A 13,622-nucleotide genomic window follows, 5' to 3' on the forward strand; every position below is an offset into this window, starting at 1 on the left:
GTATCCGGTATTAGCTCAAGTTTCCCTGAGTTATTCCGAACCGAAGGGCACGTTCCCACGCGTTACTCACCCGTCTGCCGCTGACACCACAAGGATGCCCGCTCGACTTGCATGTGTTAAGCCTGCCGCCAGCGTTCGCTCTGAGCCAGGATCAAACTCTCAAGTTGAAGAGTTAGATCTCAGGCTGATCACAACATAAACGGAGGCTCACGACCGACCGGCGTTTCCGCCTGATCGTGTGAGCACCGAAACGTCAGACCAGCATCATCCTACTCACGATCCCACCCGAAGGCAGGATCCGCAGGGACGACGCCGTCCACGCTTCTCTTCCTCGTATGAACTTGTCAAAGAGCTGATCGGGCTCAAGGCCAGATCTCGTACCCTTGGAGAACAGAAAGCAGCGCCGGGTTGCCCTGGCCCTTGCTTTAGTCTCTCTCGGGAAGTCCTGCGGGGCAGGCCGTTCGTCTCGGCGCCCCGTCGGTGAGCGGTCGTTTAAGGGTAGCCGGCTCGCCTGTCAACTCGCTCGAACCCGGAAGGATCCGAGCGAGGCGACGGGGGAGGGCAGGGGGGCTGCCCTGACCCTGCAGCCGGCGTGTACCCTAGATGGGTCTACACGTCCTGCGTTCAAGCCCGGGCGGCACGATCCTATCGCGGCAGCGAGGCCGCGAAGGCCCGCACGTCTTCGGCGAGGAGGTCCGGCTGCTCCAGCGCCGCGAAATGGCCGCCGCGCGGCATCTCGGTCCAGCGGCGGAGATCCGAGAACATCGTGCTTTCAGCCAGCGAGCGGGGCGGGCGCACCATCTCTTTTGGAAAGGCCGCATAGGCGGTCGGCACCTGCACCGTCTCGCCGTCCGGGACCGGCCAGGGCCGGTGCATGCGCGAGTAATAGGGGTGGAACGACGAACCGATCGCGCCGGTGAACCAGTAGAGCGAGATGTTGGCGAGCATCCGGTCGCGAGGAATGGCGGTCTCGATCGTGCCGTCACAATCGGACCAGGACCGGAACTTTTCCGCGATCCAGGCGGCGAGGCCGGCGGGCGAGTCGGTCAGCGCGAAGGCCAGGGTCTGGGGCTTGGTGCCCTGGATCCACTGATAGCCGGTCTCCTCCTTGAGCCAGGTGCCGACGCGCGCGTAATGCGCCGCTTCCTCGGGCGTGGCGTCGCGGCCGGAGAGGTCGCGGCGCACCGGCAGCATGTTGAGATGCAGGCCCTCGACCCGCTGCGGGTGGCGCCAGGCGAGCCGCGTGGTGATGAAGGCGCCCCAGTCGCCGCCCTGCGTCATGAAGCGCTCGTAGCCGAGGCGCGTCATCAACTCCGAAAAATGGTCGGCGATCTCCTCGACGCCGAGGCGCGGCTGGCCGGGGCGGAAGGACAGGCAGTAGCCGGGCAGCGACGGCGCCACCACCGTGAAGGCGTCCTCCGGCCTGCCACCGAAGCGGGCCGGGTCGGTCAGGCGCGGGATCAGGTCGAGGAACTCGAACACCGAGCCGGGCCAGCCGTGGCAGAGGAGGAGCGGACGGGGATTCGGCCCCCGCCCTGGCACGTGCAGGTAATGCATGTCGATGTCGCCGACCTTTTGCCTGGCCTGCGGGAAGACGTTGAGCGCGGCTTCCTCGGCGCGCCAGTCGAACCGGTCGCGCCAATAGGCGACGAGGTCGGCGAGGTAAGTGACGTCCGTGCCGTAGGTCCAGGGCGCCTCCGGCGCCTGATCGGGCAGGCGGGTGCGGGCGAGGCGCTCGCGCAGGTCGGCGAGCGCGGCGTCCGGCACGTGGTAGGTGAACGGCTCTCCGGTCATCGGCGGTTCCTCCCATTCTTACGTCAGCATTCTTGCGTCGGACCGGATGTCGCGGCCCGCGGCGCTATGCTACGCGCCCCCGCAAAGGTTCCGCGCTGCCGGCGGATCTCAAGGGGAGGAGCGGGGAAATGGCGCAGTATCGCATCGCCACGATCGAGGGCGACGGCATCGGCCCCGAGGTGACGCAAGCGGCGATGGCGGTGCTGACGGAGGCCTGCGGCACCGGGACCCTCGCCTTCGAGATGCTGGAGGGCGGCGCCGGGCATTACCGGAAGAGCGGCGAGGTCCTGCCGGAGGACACCTTCGCGGGCTGCCGCGACGCCGACGCGATCCTGCACGGGGCCGCCGGCCTGCCGGGCGTGGTCTACCCGGACGGAACGGAGGTCGGCAACGACCTGCATCTGCGCCTGCGCTTCCGCCTCGACCTCTATGCTAACGTGCGCCCGATCAAGCTCCTGCCCGGCGTGCTCTCGCCGTTGCGCGCCTACGAGGGCGGCGGCATCGACTACGTCATCGTGCGCGAGAACACCGAGGGGCTCTATGCCAGCCGCGGCGCCGGGGTGGTCCTGCGCGACGAGATCGCCACGGACAGCCTCGTGGTGACGCGCAAGGGCACCGAGCGGGTGGCGCGCTTCGCCTTCGACCTCGCGGCAAAGCGCGGCGGCGCGAAGCGGGACGGGCAGCGCCGGGTCACGGTCTGCGACAAGGCCAACATCCTGCGGTCCTACGCCTTCTTCCGCCGCATCTGCGACGAGGTGCACGGCGACTATCCGGGCATCGCCATCGACTACGCCTATGCCGACGCGATCACCGTGCACATGCTCAAGCGGCCGGATTTCTACGACGTGATCGTGGCCGAGAACATGTTCGGCGACATCATCTCGGATCTCGGGGCCGCCACCGTCGGCGGCATGGGCATCTCGCCCTCGGGCGAGATCGGCGATCGTCACGCCCTGTTCCAGGGCGCCCACGGCTCGGCGCCGGACATCGCCGGGCAGAACGTCGCGAGCCCGGTCGCCACCATCCTGTCGGGGGTGATGATGCTGCGCTGGCTCTCCGACCGGACGGGCGACGCGGGGCTCGCGGCGTCCGCGGACCGGGTCGAGGCGGCGGTCGGGACCGTGCTCGCCGAGGGCCGCGCGGTGCCGCGGGATCTCGGCGGCCGCGCGACTTGCACCGAGGTGGCCAACGCGGTGCGCCGCGCGCTCGCCTGATTGTTTCATCGTTGGAGACGGACATCATGACCAAGCAGAGTGTGGGCATCGTCGGCGTCGGGCTGATGGGGCACGGCATCGCCCTCAACGTGGCGCGCAAGGGCTGGCCGCTGGGCTACCTCGACCATCCGGGCAACCAGCCGACGGACGACCTCGACGCTTTGGGCGCGACGCGCCACGCCGACCGGGCGTCGCTGGCGCGGGCGAGCGAGGTGGTGATCCTGTGCGTGACCGGCACGCCGCAGGTCGAGGACGTGCTTCTCGGGGAGGGCGGGCTCCTCTCCGCCCTGAAGCCGGGTACCGTGGTGATCGACTGCTCGACCGCGGTCCCCGCCTCGACGGCACGGGTCGCCGCGGCCGTGCGCGAGGCCGGCGGGCGCTTCCTCGACGCGCCGATGACCCGCACGCCGAAGGAGGCGGCGGAAGGCCGGCTCAACCTCCTGGTCGGGGCCGAGCCCGACCTGTTCGAGGCGATGAAGCCCCTGCTCTCGGCCTTCGCGGAAAACATCTTCCATGCCGGGCATGAGGCCGGGGCCGGCCACACCCTGAAGCTCCTGCACAATTACGTGTCGCTCGGCACTGTCACGCTGATCGCCGAGGCCGCCGCCAGCGCCGGCCGGGCCGGCATCGCCCCCGAGGTGCTGGTCGACGTGCTGCGCAAGGGCGGCGGCCACGGCGCGGCCCTCGACCGGCTGTCGCCCTACCTGCTCGAAGGCGATTCCTCGCCGATGCGGTTCTCGATCGCCAATGCCCGCAAGGACCTGAGCTACTACGTGGCGATGGCCGAGACCCTGGGGGCCGCGCACGCCGTCGCCGACGGGGTGCTGGCCGATCTCGACGGCCTGGTCGAGGCCGGACACGGGAACGACCACCTGCCGCTCGTCGTCAAGCACTTGGCGGCGAAGTACTTGGCGGCGAAGAACTAACGACCGGCCTTGTCCGGCAGGCGAGGGCGGGTATCGTCACGAGGCCCAGGGGAGCTTTTCGCGATGCCCGACCTCTCCGCCTTCCCGATCACCGCCCGCTGGCCGGCCCGGCATCCGGACCGGATCCAGCTCTACTCCTTCCCGACCCCGAACGGCGTGAAGGTGTCGATCGCCCTGGAGGAGCTCGGCCTCCCCTACGAGGCGCACACGGTCGCCATCGGCAAGAACGAGACCTGGACGCCCGAATTCCTGTCGCTCAACCCCAACGGCAAGATCCCGGCGATCCTCGATCCGGACGGGCCGGGGGCCAAGCCGCTCGCTTTGTTCGAATCGGGCGCGATCCTGATGTATCTCGCCGAGAAGACCGGGCGGCTGATCCCGGCCGATCCGGCCGGGCGCTACGAGACCGCGCAGTGGCTCTTCTTCCAGATGGCGGCGCTCGGACCGATGTTCGGCCAGCTCGGCTACTTCCACAAGTTCGCCGGCCGCGAGATCGAGGACAAACGGCCGCTCAACCGCTACCGCGACGAGTCGAAGCGGCTCCTCGGGGTGCTGGAGACCCGGCTCACCGGCCGCGACTGGATCATGGGCGCGGATTACACCATCGCCGACATCGCGATGCTCGGCTGGGTGCGCAACCTGATCGGCTTCTACGAGGCGCGGGAGCTGGTGGAGTACGATGCGCTCACGCACGTCCCGGCCTGGCTGGAGCGGGGGCTCGCCCGGCCGGCGGTGCAAAGGGGGCTGGAGATTCCGGCGCGGGGGTAAGGCCCGGGGCCGGTTCGGCGCGCCCGACGCTTCTCAAACCCTCCGCGTCATCCCGGGGCCGCGACAGCGGAACCCGGGATCCATAACCGCCGAGGGTACAGGACAAGGCGGAACGCGATGCGCTTCGTTCTTCGGCGTCAGCGGTTATGGATCCCGGGTTCTCGGCTTCGCCGAGCCCCGGGATGACCCTGAGGGTTTCAGGATTGTCGGGAGAACCAGGCAGGTTACCAGGAGCGCCGGCGACCCGATCCTCAATCCAGATCGAGCATCAGGCGCAGGTTCTGCACCGCGGCACCCGACGCGCCCTTGCCGAGATTGTCGAGGCGGGCGACCAGCACCGCGTGGCGGTGGCTGTCGGAGCCGAACACGCGCAGTTCGAGCCTGTCGGTGTCGTTCAGCGCCTCGGGCTCGATGCGCTCGCGATGCGCGCCCTCCTCGGCCCCGGTCACGACCGTGACGAGCTTGGCACCTTCGTAGCGGGCGACGAGGGCGGCCTCGAGGTCGCCCGGACTAGGCTTCCCGGGTAGCAGGTCGAGATGGAGCGGGATCGATACCAGCATGCCCTGACGGAAGTTGCCCACCGACGGCACGAAGATCGGGCGGCGGGTCAGGCCGCTGTACTTCTGCGTCTCGGGCAGGTGCTTGTGGCCGAAGCCGAGGCCGTAGAGCTGGAAGGCCGGGGCCTCGCCGGCCTCGTAAGATTCGATCATCTTGCGGCCGCCGCCGCTATAGCCGGACACTGCGTTGATGCTGATCGGGAAGTCGGCCGGGATCAGGCCGGCATCGATCAGCGGGCGCAGGAGCGCGATGCCGCCGGTCGGGTAGCAGCCGGGATTCGAGACGCGGCGCGAGGCCCGGATGGCGGCCTCCTGCTCCGGCGCCAGTTCGGCGAAGCCGTAGGTCCAGGCCGGATCGACCCGGTAGGCGGTGCTGGCATCGAGAAGCCGCGGGCCGCCGCCGGGCAGCGAATCGGCGAGCGCCGCCGTCTCGCGCGAGGCCTCGTCGGGCAGGCAGAGGATGACGAGGTCGACCTCGGACAGGAGCTTGCGCTTCGCCTCCGGGTCCTTGCGGCTCTCGTGCGGGATCGACCGGACGGTGATGTCGGTGAAGGCGTCCAGGCGCTCGCGGATGCCGAGACCGGTCGTGCCGGCCTCGCCGTCGATGAAGACGCTCGGGCTGTGCTTGCGGGTCATGGGCGAGAGGCTCCGTGGCGCGGACCGGACGATGCCGGGCGACGCGCGCGTTGTTGAGGGCGGTGGACCGTCGAGTCAATCGCCAATGACGGTCCGCGGGCCGTGAGCGTGCCACGGCGTGTGCGACGGTCTCGTGTCGCATGGGCCGTCCACAACAGGACTGCGCCCCAGAGGAACCCGGGCCGCGCGCCCCGGTTGTGCTGCCAGATCGACAGCAGACGAGAGCAGGAGCCTACCATGGCCGGCACCGCCAAGAAGACCGACCCGAAGCTCTGGGAGAAGGTCAAGAAGGACGTCACCCGCTCCGCGAAGGGCGGCAAGCCCGGCCAGTGGTCGGCCCGCAAGGCCCAGATGGCGGTGCAGGAATACAAGGAGGAGGGCGGCGGCTACGAGGGCAAGAAGTCGTCCGACAACCACCTCAAGCAATGGACCGAGGAGGAGTGGGGCACCAAGTCCGGGAATAAGAGCGGCGAGACCGGCGAGCGCTACCTGCCGAAGAAGGCTCGCGAAAAACTCTCCGACGACGAGTATAAGCGCTCGACGGCCAAGAAGCGCGCCGACAGCGCCAAGGGCAAGCAGCACTCGAAGCAGCCGAAGGACGTGGCGAAAAAGGCGGCCGCGGCGCGCAAGGCTTCGCACAGCAAGACCGGGAGCCGGGACGGCGGGCCGACCAAGGCGGAGCTGATGCGGAAGGCGCGGGAGAAGAACATCCCGGGCCGCTCGACGATGTCGAAGGGCGAGCTGGAGCGGGCGCTGAACGCCTGATCGAGGCTCTCCGGCGCCTCGACAGGGCATCGATCGACCTCTCCCGGCCGAAACGGGTCGTCCGCCGACACCGGTTCAAGCGCCGTGTCGGGAGCGGGTCTTCGCACGCAGGCTGCGGCGCCACTGGCTCGGCGTCGCGCCGGTCCATTCCAGGAAGGCCCGCGAGAAGTGCGCGGCGTCCGAGTAGCCGAGCTCGAGCGCGATCCGGCCGATAGCGTACGACTCCGCCGACAGGGACGCCTCGGCGCGCCGCAGCATCGCGCCGCGCCGGAGATCCGCGAACCCGGTGCCGGCCTCGTCCAGCCGGCGTTGCAGGGTCCGGCGCGAGAGGCCGAGCCGGCGGGCGATGTCGTCGATGGAAGGACGGGCCTCGTCGAGGCCGAGTTCGATGAGATGGACGACGCAGGCCGCGAGGTCGCCGCCGATCGGCACGGCCTCCGCCGGGTCCCGGTCTGTCGGATCGAGGCGGTCCGGGTTCCCCGCGTTGAGATGGCGGGCGGGGAAAACCAAGCCTGCCCGCGGCCCGAACGAGACCTCGCAACCGAGGCGCGCCTCGATCTCGGCCCGGCCCGGCAGGCTCGCCCCCGTCACCATCGCCCGTTCCGGCCGCCAGGCCGGCCCGAGGAAATGGCGGGCTGTGCCGAGCAGGTAGCCGAGCGCCAGGATCTCGTTGGTCTGGCGCCCGCTCTCGATCCGCTCGGTCACGTGATAGCCGTAGAAGGCCTCCTCGCCTTGCTGCCTGACACCTGTCCAGGTTGCGGTCTGCAGCAGGAGCGGCGTGACGGTCTCCACCCGGCGCAGGGCCACGTCCAGCGTCCCGGCTGACCGCACCTGCGCGCCGATCGGTCCGAGCCCGGCGATTCCGGCCTGCATCGACAGGCGGGCGGGCAGGGCCGGATCGCCGACCTCCCGAACGGCGGCCTCGACGAGCGCGAGCTGGTCGCGCAGCAGGATCAGGCGGTCGGGCGTCTCGAGGAGCGTCAGCGGCAGCCCGGTCCGCCCGAACAGGCGCGCGGGCGAGCCCCCGGCCTCCGAGACGGCCCGGGCGATCGTCCCCACGGTCCGCGCCCGGGTCAGGCCGTATGCCGACATCGGAGCCTCCCCCGGCGCCAGGGTTTCCCGTTTGGCACCGAATGGCAAGCGCCGGCCGCCCGCACGGCGTAAGCCTTGGGCCCAAAGGGGGAGGCGGCCGCCCGGCTAAGCAGGCGTCCCGACGCCCCGTCACAGCAGGGACGGAGATCGCCAATGCTCGTGAGACACGCTGCGCTCGGCTTCCTCTTCGCCGCAACCGCCATCCTCGACGCACACGCCGCCGGGGCGCCGCCGCCACTCGCGGTACTGCCGATCAAGCTGCTCGACACCTCGGGCGAACCGGGTGACCAGACCGGCCAGCACGACCGCCGGCTGGAGCGCCCGGCTCACGACCTGGCGGGGGACCTGACCCGCGCGAGCCTGTATCGGGCGACGATCCTCTCGGCCGAGGATCTGCAGCAGGATTGTCCGGCAGGCGAGGCGGCCTGCCTCCTGGACGCGGCGCGCCGGCAGGGCGCCGAGCTGGTCTTCATCGGCGTCGTGCACAAGAGCAGCACCCTGATCCTGCAGATCTGGGCACGGCTCGCGGATGCCCGGACCGGCCAGGAGGTCTTCTCGCGCGATCTCAACTTCCGCGGCGACACGGACGAGGCGTGGCAGCGCGCCGAAGCGTTCCTGGTCTCGCAGATCCGGGATGCCGGCCGGCCCCGCAGCGACTGACCGTCCTTGTCGGAGCAGCCGAGAGGTCCGAACGGTGAAAGAAAAAGGGCGGGCCCTCGCAGACCCGCCCCTTCCATTTTGTAATGACCGAATGGTCGCCTCAGCGCTTCGAGAACTGGAAGCTGCGGCGGGCCTTCTTGCGGCCGTACTTCTTGCGCTCGACCACGCGGGGGTCGCGGGTCAGGAAGCCTTCGCGCTTCAGCGGGCTGCGCAGCTCGGGCTCGAAGTAGGTCAGGGCCTTGGACAGGCCGTGGCGCACCGCACCGGCCTGGCCGGAGAGGCCGCCGCCGGCGACCGTGACGACGATGTCGTACTGGTCGACGCGGTCCACGATCTGGAGCGGCTGCTGCAGGATCATGCGCAGCACCGGGCGGGCGAAGTAGGTGTCGACCGGGCGGTCGTTCACCGTGATCTTGCCGGCGCCGGGCTTGATCCAGACGCGGGCGATCGCGTCCTTGCGCTTGCCGGTGGCGTAGGCTCGGCCGAGGGAGTCCAGCTTCTGGACATGGACCGGGGCCTCGTTCTCGCCCTGCGACGAGTTCTGGGCCTTGCTGGCCTGGCCGAGGTCGGCGAGGGACTGAAGGGTCGCCATCTTACGCGCTCACGTTCTTGCGGTTGAGAGCGGCGACGTCGAGCGTCTCCGGCTGCTGGGCGGTGTGGGGGTGCTCGTTGCCCTTGTAGACCCGGAGGTTGCCCAGGATCTGCCGGAACAGCGGGCCGCGCGGCAGCATGCGCTCCACGGCCTTCTCGACGACGCGCTCGGGGAAGCGGCCCTCGAGGATGAACTTGGCCGAGCGCTCCTTGATGCCGCCCGGGTAACCAGTGTGGTGGTAGTACACCTTCTGGTTATATTTGCGGCCGGTGAACTTCACCTTCTCCGCATTGATGACGATGACGTTATCGCCGCAATCGACGTGGGGCGTGTACTGGGGCTTGTGCTTGCCCCGCAGACGCATCGCGATGACCGACGCCAGGCGGCCGACCACCAGGCCCTCCGCGTCGATGATCACCCACTTCTTGTCGACGTCGGCGGGCTTCAGCGAAAAGGTCTTCATCGCGGATAGATCCCGGAAGTCTTGGACGAAAAAACAGGACGCCGCCGCGGTCGGGAACGAGCGCGCGGCGGCGATGGCCGGCTCAGTAATCGAGGATCGCGCCGGCGTCAAGCGACACGGAAATTCCGAGGAGGCAAAAAGCCGATATTTTCGAGCGGCTTCCGCATAGCGGTATCATGATACCGCTAAACTCTGGCCGGATCTAGCGCGGCGGCAGCGCGTAGGTGCCGGTGGCGTGACAGACGAGATCGTCACCCCCGGCACTGCGAATCAGCACCTCGCCGACGGCGAGCGAGCGCCCGAGCTTGAGCAGGCGGGCCTCTGCCAGGAGGTCGGCTTGCGCCGGCTTGCGCATGAAGTTGAACGACAGGTTGGTGGTGACGGCGAGCGCCACCGGGCCGATCTGGGCCAGGATCGCGACGTAGAGCGCCACGTCGGCGAGACCCATCATGGCGGGGCCCGACAGGGTTCCCCCGGGCCGCAGGTGGCGCTCGTGGTAGGGCAGGCGCATCGTGGCGGTGAGCGGACCGACGCTCTCGACCACTGGCCCTGGGCCGCCGTGATGGATCTGCGGAAAGACCTCGTCGAGGAAGGCCGCGACCGCGTCGCGGTCCATCATCAGAGAAGGCATGCGTGGGGCGTGTCCGTTCGGCGTCATGCACGATCTTGCAGCACGGCCTCCCGCACCGGACAATAGGCCATCCGTTTCGCCCGCAACCGAGACCGCATGTCCGAGACCCTGATCCTCCGCGACGACCGCGACGGCGTCGCGACCCTGACCCTCAACCGGCCGCGGGCGCGCAACGCCCTGTCGCACGCGATGCTGAGTGCCTTGTCGGACGAGTTCGACCGGCTCGCCGCGGACGAGAGCGTGCGCGCGGTGGTGCTGGCCGCGGAAGGACCCGCCTTCTGCGCCGGCCACGACCTCAAGGAGATGACCGCCTACCGGGCGGAAGGAGACCGGGGTGCTGCCCGGTTCAAGGACCTGTTCGATCTCTGCTCGTCGGTGATGATGGCGATCCCCGCCCTGCCGCAGCCGGTGATCGCCGCCGTCGAGGGCATCGCGACGGCCGCCGGCTGCCAGCTCGTCGCCTCCTGCGATCTCGCGGTGGCCGGCGAGGAGGCGCGGTTCGCGACGCCCGGCGTGCAGATCGGCCTGTTCTGCTCGACCCCGATGGTGGCCCTGTCGCGCAACCTGTCGCGCAAGGCCGCGATGGCGATGTTGCTCACCGCCGAGATGGCGGAAGCGGAGGAGGCGAGGGCGCTCGGCCTCGTCAACCGGGTGGTGCCGGCCGGTACGGCCCTCGACGCCGCGCGAGCGCTCGCCGCCGGCATCGCGGCCCGCAGCGCCTACACGGTGCGGGTGGGCAAGCGCGCCTTCTACGAGCAGCTGGAGATGCCGCTGGCGGAGGCCTACGCCCATGCCGGCCGGGTGATGACCGAGAACATGCTCGCCCGCGCGGCGGAGGACGGCATCGCGGCCTTCCTCGACAAGAGGGCGGCCCGATGAACCACGATCGCTACGACGACGAGGCCTTGAGAAAAATCCTGCGGCAGGTGCGCAGCATCGCGCTGGTCGGCGCTTCCGCCAACCCGGCCCGGCCGAGCTGGATCGTCACCAAGTACCTGCTGGAGCGCGGCTACCAGGTGATCCCGGTCAATCCGGGCCTCGCCGGGGGCGAGATCCTGGGCCGGCCGGTGGTGGCGCGCCTCGCCGACCTGACCCAGCCGGTCGACATGGTCGAGATCTTCCGGAATTCCGAGGCCGCCGGCCCGCTCGTCGACGAGGCGCTCGCCCTCGACCCGCTGCCCCAGGTGATCTGGATGCAGCTCGGCGTGCGCAACGACGCGGGCGCGGCCCGGGCCGAGGCGCGGGGCGTGACCGTGGTGATGAATCGCTGCCCGAAGATCGAGTACGGCCGCCTCTCGGGCGAGATCGGCTGGACGGGGGTGAATTCCCGCATCCTCAGCGCCAAGCGGCCGAAGCTCGCCGCCAAGGGATTCCAGAAGCTGACGATCGAGGAGAGGTGAGGCCGCCCTATGCGGGCTTCGCCGCCAGCAGGTCGCGCAGGGTGGTGATGGTCGAGGCATCGGCCACCCCGTCGACCCGGGCGGGACGGAAGTGGCGCTGGAACGCCGTGACCACGTCCTTCGTCCGGGCGTCGAAGGTGCCGCTCACCGGCACGTCGTAGCCGTAGAGCGCGAACATCGATTGCAGCGCCTCGATCGGCTGGCCGGCATCGCCCTCGGAGAAGAAGCGCCCGTCGCGGATCGGGGCCGGCGGCACCCAGTGGCCGATCCCGTCGCGGTGGAGCCGCTCCCAGGGAAAGCTCTCGCCCGGGTCGATCTTGCGCTCGGGCGCGATGTCGGAATGGCCGAGCACCCGGTCGGCGCGGATCGGCCAGCGCCCCAGGAGGTCGCGGCAGAGCGCCGTCACCGATGCCATCTGCGCCGCCGGATAGGGCGCGATGGTCCCGTCCGCGGCGTGGCCCGGATGCGCGATCTCGATGCCGATCGAGCGCGAGTTCATGTCCCGCACCCCCTCCCAGGCCGACACGCCGGCCTGCCAGGCGCGCCGCGCCTCCGGCACCATCTGCACCACCCGGCCCTCCTCGAAGACGAGGTAATGCGCCGAGACCTTCGAGAGCGGGTTGCACAGCCGCAGCAGCGCCTCCGAGGCGCTCGCCATGCCGGTATAGTGCAGGATCAGGGCGTCGACCGGCAGGGTCCGCTCGTCGTGGTTGGGGGAGGGCACCACCTGGGTGGCGACCGGGCTGTCGGGGGCGAGGCTCATGGAGGGAGGCTCTTCAGCTCAGGTGCCGCTCGGCGGCGATGCGGTCGTAGGCGGCGTTGATGGCGGCGAGCCGCCGCGTCGCGATGGCGATCGCGGCCGGCGGCAGGCCGCGGGCGATCGCCCGGTCGGGATGGTTCTCGGAGACGAGCGCCCGGTAGCGCGCCTTCAGCTCGGCATCGGTGAGGGTGCGGGCGGCGCCCAGCACCTCGTAGGGATCGTCGGCGAGCCGCAGGTGCCGGGCGGTGACGGCGGCGAAGCGCGCCTCGTCGAAGCCGAAGATCGCCGCCACCTCGGAGAGGTAGCGCGCCTCGCTCTCGTGGACCGCGCCGTCCGCCTTGGCGATGTGGAACAGGCCGTCGAGCACGTCCTCGAGCAGGGCCGGGTCATCGTGAAAAGTGTCGGCGACCTGGCGGGCGTAGCCCTCGAAGCCGCTGGTAGTGCGCTTGGCGAGGTCGAACAGGCGCTCGATCCCGGCGCGCTCGTACTCGGGGACCTGCACGATGTCGGCGAAGGCCGCGACCTCGGAGGGCGTCACCACACCGTCCGACTTCGCCATCTTGGCGGCGAGCGCGACGAGCCCGGTGGTGAACACCACCTCCCGCGGGGTCGGCCCGAACAGCGAGCCCTCGCGGTCGAGGAGGAAATGGCCCGCCACCGCGCCGATCAGCGCGCCGAGCGGACCGCCGGCGGCGAGCCCGATGCCCGCCCCGCCGAGCTTGCCCCAGACGCCCTGGCTCACGCGCGCCTCCCGGTCCCGGTCGGGCAGGGGAGGGGGGCTGCGAGGGGGCGGTTTCGGGGAAGCAAGGACGTCATGGCGCCGTTGTAGCGCCCCCGGGCCGTCTGCGGAATGTGGTAGCGCACCCGGCGACACCGCCGGATGCGCTCACGCAAGGCCGATCAGCGGCAGTACACGTTGCCGTAGGGATCGCGGTAGGTGCCGTAGGGGCACTGGGGTGCGGTGGCCGCGCCGACCACGGCGCCGCCGGCCGCGCCGATCAGGCCGCCCGCGAGAGCACCGCCGGCCCGGCCGGTGGCCGCCGCGCCGATCGCCGCGCCGGTCAGGCCGCCGAGGGCGGCGCCGCCGGCGGCGCGGTCGCCGGGGGTGTTGCAGGCGCCGAGCGACAGCGCCATGGCGCCGGCGAGCGTGGCGGCGATGAGCTTCTTCATGGAGTTCTCCCCTCGTGCATATCGCGGTCCGGAACCGGGTCGTCGACCCCGCACCCTGGCCCCGAGCTTAGCCGTAACCCGGCTGAACGCCAAATGAGCTTGGCCGCCAGGGAGTTCCCGGAACCGGTGCCGGACCGGTGACGAATCCCCGGGGTGCGACGCGAAAGCCACAGGTTCCGGGACCTGCCGCGAAC

16 protein-coding genes and 1 rRNA gene are annotated in these 13,622 nt (G+C 70.3%); 7 read left to right on the forward strand and 10 right to left on the reverse strand.

Going from position 1 to position 13,622, the window contains the following annotated elements:
• Both BM430_RS28385 and BM430_RS28390 read right to left on the reverse strand, forming a co-directional pair.
• Nucleotides 1–167 (reverse strand): 16S ribosomal RNA (locus tag BM430_RS28385); the annotation flags it as partial.
• Between the two features lie 478 nt (nucleotides 168–645).
• Entirely contained in the window at nucleotides 646–1,794 is a 1,149-nt protein-coding gene (locus BM430_RS28390) for an epoxide hydrolase family protein (RefSeq protein WP_093570589.1), read from the reverse strand.
• A 128-nt stretch (nucleotides 1,795–1,922) separates the two neighbouring features.
• Here BM430_RS28390 and BM430_RS28395 point away from each other — a divergent pair, with 128 nt between their 5' ends.
• From BM430_RS28395 to BM430_RS28405, 3 genes are all read left to right on the forward strand, one after another.
• Entirely contained in the window at nucleotides 1,923–3,008 is a 1,086-nt protein-coding gene (locus tag BM430_RS28395) for an isocitrate/isopropylmalate dehydrogenase family protein (protein ID WP_093570590.1), read from the forward strand.
• 26 nt (nucleotides 3,009–3,034) lie between these two features.
• Nucleotides 3,035–3,934, forward strand: a complete 900-nt coding sequence (locus BM430_RS28400) for an NAD(P)-dependent oxidoreductase (RefSeq protein WP_093570591.1) — start codon at nucleotides 3,035–3,037, stop codon at nucleotides 3,932–3,934.
• Between the two features lie 63 nt (nucleotides 3,935–3,997).
• Nucleotides 3,998–4,702, forward strand: a complete 705-nt coding sequence (locus tag BM430_RS28405) for a glutathione S-transferase N-terminal domain-containing protein (protein ID WP_093570592.1) — start codon at nucleotides 3,998–4,000, stop codon at nucleotides 4,700–4,702.
• A 251-nt stretch (nucleotides 4,703–4,953) separates the two neighbouring features.
• Here BM430_RS28405 and argC read toward each other — a convergent pair whose 3' ends face one another.
• A complete protein-coding gene (argC, locus tag BM430_RS28410; protein ID WP_093570593.1) occupies nucleotides 4,954–5,895 on the reverse strand; it encodes an N-acetyl-gamma-glutamyl-phosphate reductase in 942 nt (313 codons plus the stop codon).
• A 237-nt stretch (nucleotides 5,896–6,132) separates the two neighbouring features.
• On the opposite strand from argC, the gene BM430_RS28415 reads away from it, so the two are divergent.
• Nucleotides 6,133–6,660 (forward strand): DUF5872 domain-containing protein, encoded by a 528-nt coding sequence (locus BM430_RS28415; protein WP_093570594.1) that lies wholly within the window; start codon nucleotides 6,133–6,135, stop codon nucleotides 6,658–6,660.
• Between the two features lie 75 nt (nucleotides 6,661–6,735).
• Here BM430_RS28415 and BM430_RS28420 read toward each other — a convergent pair whose 3' ends face one another.
• Complete coding sequence (locus BM430_RS28420) at nucleotides 6,736–7,752, reverse strand: AraC family transcriptional regulator (protein WP_093570595.1); 1,017 nt, start codon at nucleotides 7,750–7,752, stop codon at nucleotides 6,736–6,738.
• Nucleotides 7,753–7,905: 153 nt separating this feature from the next.
• On the opposite strand from BM430_RS28420, the gene BM430_RS28425 reads away from it, so the two are divergent.
• On the forward strand, nucleotides 7,906–8,412 hold the full coding sequence (locus BM430_RS28425; RefSeq protein ID WP_093570596.1) for a DUF2380 domain-containing protein: 507 nt from the start codon (nucleotides 7,906–7,908) through the stop codon (nucleotides 8,410–8,412).
• 100 nt (nucleotides 8,413–8,512) lie between these two features.
• Here the strand turns inward: BM430_RS28425 and rpsI are convergent, their stop codons facing one another.
• The 3 genes from rpsI to BM430_RS28440 form a co-directional block, all read right to left on the reverse strand.
• Nucleotides 8,513–9,004, reverse strand: coding sequence for a 30S ribosomal protein S9 (gene rpsI / locus BM430_RS28430; RefSeq protein ID WP_093570597.1), 492 nt, complete (start codon nucleotides 9,002–9,004; stop codon nucleotides 8,513–8,515).
• A 1-nt stretch (nucleotide 9,005) separates the two neighbouring features.
• Nucleotides 9,006–9,467, reverse strand: coding sequence for a 50S ribosomal protein L13 (rplM, locus tag BM430_RS28435; protein ID WP_093570598.1), 462 nt, complete (start codon nucleotides 9,465–9,467; stop codon nucleotides 9,006–9,008).
• A gap of 202 nt (nucleotides 9,468–9,669) precedes the next feature.
• Nucleotides 9,670–10,098, reverse strand: coding sequence for a PaaI family thioesterase (locus BM430_RS28440; protein WP_093570599.1), 429 nt, complete (start codon nucleotides 10,096–10,098; stop codon nucleotides 9,670–9,672).
• A 96-nt stretch (nucleotides 10,099–10,194) separates the two neighbouring features.
• Between BM430_RS28440 and BM430_RS28445 the strand changes: the two genes are divergently transcribed.
• Both BM430_RS28445 and BM430_RS28450 read left to right on the forward strand, forming a co-directional pair.
• Nucleotides 10,195–10,977 carry an enoyl-CoA hydratase gene (locus tag BM430_RS28445; RefSeq protein ID WP_093570600.1) on the forward strand — a complete coding sequence of 261 codons (783 nt, stop codon included), beginning with the start codon at nucleotides 10,195–10,197 and terminating at the stop codon, nucleotides 10,975–10,977.
• Nucleotides 10,974–11,498 carry a CoA-binding protein gene (locus BM430_RS28450; protein WP_093570601.1) on the forward strand — a complete coding sequence of 175 codons (525 nt, stop codon included), beginning with the start codon at nucleotides 10,974–10,976 and terminating at the stop codon, nucleotides 11,496–11,498. The genes BM430_RS28445 and BM430_RS28450 overlap by 4 nt, the downstream gene beginning before the upstream one ends.
• A gap of 7 nt (nucleotides 11,499–11,505) precedes the next feature.
• Here BM430_RS28450 and BM430_RS28455 read toward each other — a convergent pair whose 3' ends face one another.
• The 3 genes from BM430_RS28455 to BM430_RS28465 all read right to left on the reverse strand — a co-directional run bounded on the left by BM430_RS28455 (nucleotide 11,506) and on the right by BM430_RS28465 (nucleotide 13,428).
• On the reverse strand, nucleotides 11,506–12,261 hold the full coding sequence (locus BM430_RS28455; protein WP_093570602.1) for an N-acetylmuramoyl-L-alanine amidase: 756 nt from the start codon (nucleotides 12,259–12,261) through the stop codon (nucleotides 11,506–11,508).
• A gap of 13 nt (nucleotides 12,262–12,274) precedes the next feature.
• Complete coding sequence (locus BM430_RS28460) at nucleotides 12,275–13,000, reverse strand: J domain-containing protein (protein ID WP_093570603.1); 726 nt, start codon at nucleotides 12,998–13,000, stop codon at nucleotides 12,275–12,277.
• A 158-nt stretch (nucleotides 13,001–13,158) separates the two neighbouring features.
• Entirely contained in the window at nucleotides 13,159–13,428 is a 270-nt protein-coding gene (locus BM430_RS28465; RefSeq protein WP_048453159.1) for a hypothetical protein, read from the reverse strand.
• Nucleotides 13,429–13,622: the final 194 nt, after the last annotated feature.

It is taken from the genome of Methylobacterium sp. 174MFSha1.1 (assembly GCF_900116815.1).
Classification (GTDB): domain Bacteria; phylum Pseudomonadota; class Alphaproteobacteria; order Rhizobiales; family Beijerinckiaceae; genus Methylobacterium.

Bases quoted from the DNA above. Each gene is read 5' to 3' on its own strand.
- BM430_RS28390 (WP_093570589.1), bottom strand. From the start codon at position 1,794: ATGACCGGAGAGCCGTTCACCTACCACGTGCCGGACGCCGCGCTCGCC.
- BM430_RS28395 (WP_093570590.1), top strand. From the start codon at position 1,923: ATGGCGCAGTATCGCATCGCCACGATCGAGGGCGACGGCATCGGCCCC.
- BM430_RS28400 (WP_093570591.1), top strand. From the start codon at position 3,035: ATGACCAAGCAGAGTGTGGGCATCGTCGGCGTCGGGCTGATGGGGCAC.
- BM430_RS28405 (WP_093570592.1), top strand. From the start codon at position 3,998: ATGCCCGACCTCTCCGCCTTCCCGATCACCGCCCGCTGGCCGGCCCGG.
- argC (WP_093570593.1), bottom strand. From the start codon at position 5,895: ATGACCCGCAAGCACAGCCCGAGCGTCTTCATCGACGGCGAGGCCGGC.
- BM430_RS28415 (WP_093570594.1), top strand. From the start codon at position 6,133: ATGGCCGGCACCGCCAAGAAGACCGACCCGAAGCTCTGGGAGAAGGTC.
- BM430_RS28420 (WP_093570595.1), bottom strand. From the start codon at position 7,752: ATGTCGGCATACGGCCTGACCCGGGCGCGGACCGTGGGGACGATCGCC.
- BM430_RS28425 (WP_093570596.1), top strand. From the start codon at position 7,906: ATGCTCGTGAGACACGCTGCGCTCGGCTTCCTCTTCGCCGCAACCGCC.
- rpsI (WP_093570597.1), bottom strand. From the start codon at position 9,004: ATGGCGACCCTTCAGTCCCTCGCCGACCTCGGCCAGGCCAGCAAGGCC.
- rplM (WP_093570598.1), bottom strand. From the start codon at position 9,467: ATGAAGACCTTTTCGCTGAAGCCCGCCGACGTCGACAAGAAGTGGGTG.
- BM430_RS28440 (WP_093570599.1), bottom strand. From the start codon at position 10,098: ATGCCTTCTCTGATGATGGACCGCGACGCGGTCGCGGCCTTCCTCGAC.
- BM430_RS28445 (WP_093570600.1), top strand. From the start codon at position 10,195: ATGTCCGAGACCCTGATCCTCCGCGACGACCGCGACGGCGTCGCGACC.
- BM430_RS28450 (WP_093570601.1), top strand. From the start codon at position 10,974: ATGAACCACGATCGCTACGACGACGAGGCCTTGAGAAAAATCCTGCGG.
- BM430_RS28455 (WP_093570602.1), bottom strand. From the start codon at position 12,261: ATGAGCCTCGCCCCCGACAGCCCGGTCGCCACCCAGGTGGTGCCCTCC.
- BM430_RS28465 (WP_048453159.1), bottom strand. From the start codon at position 13,428: ATGAAGAAGCTCATCGCCGCCACGCTCGCCGGCGCCATGGCGCTGTCG.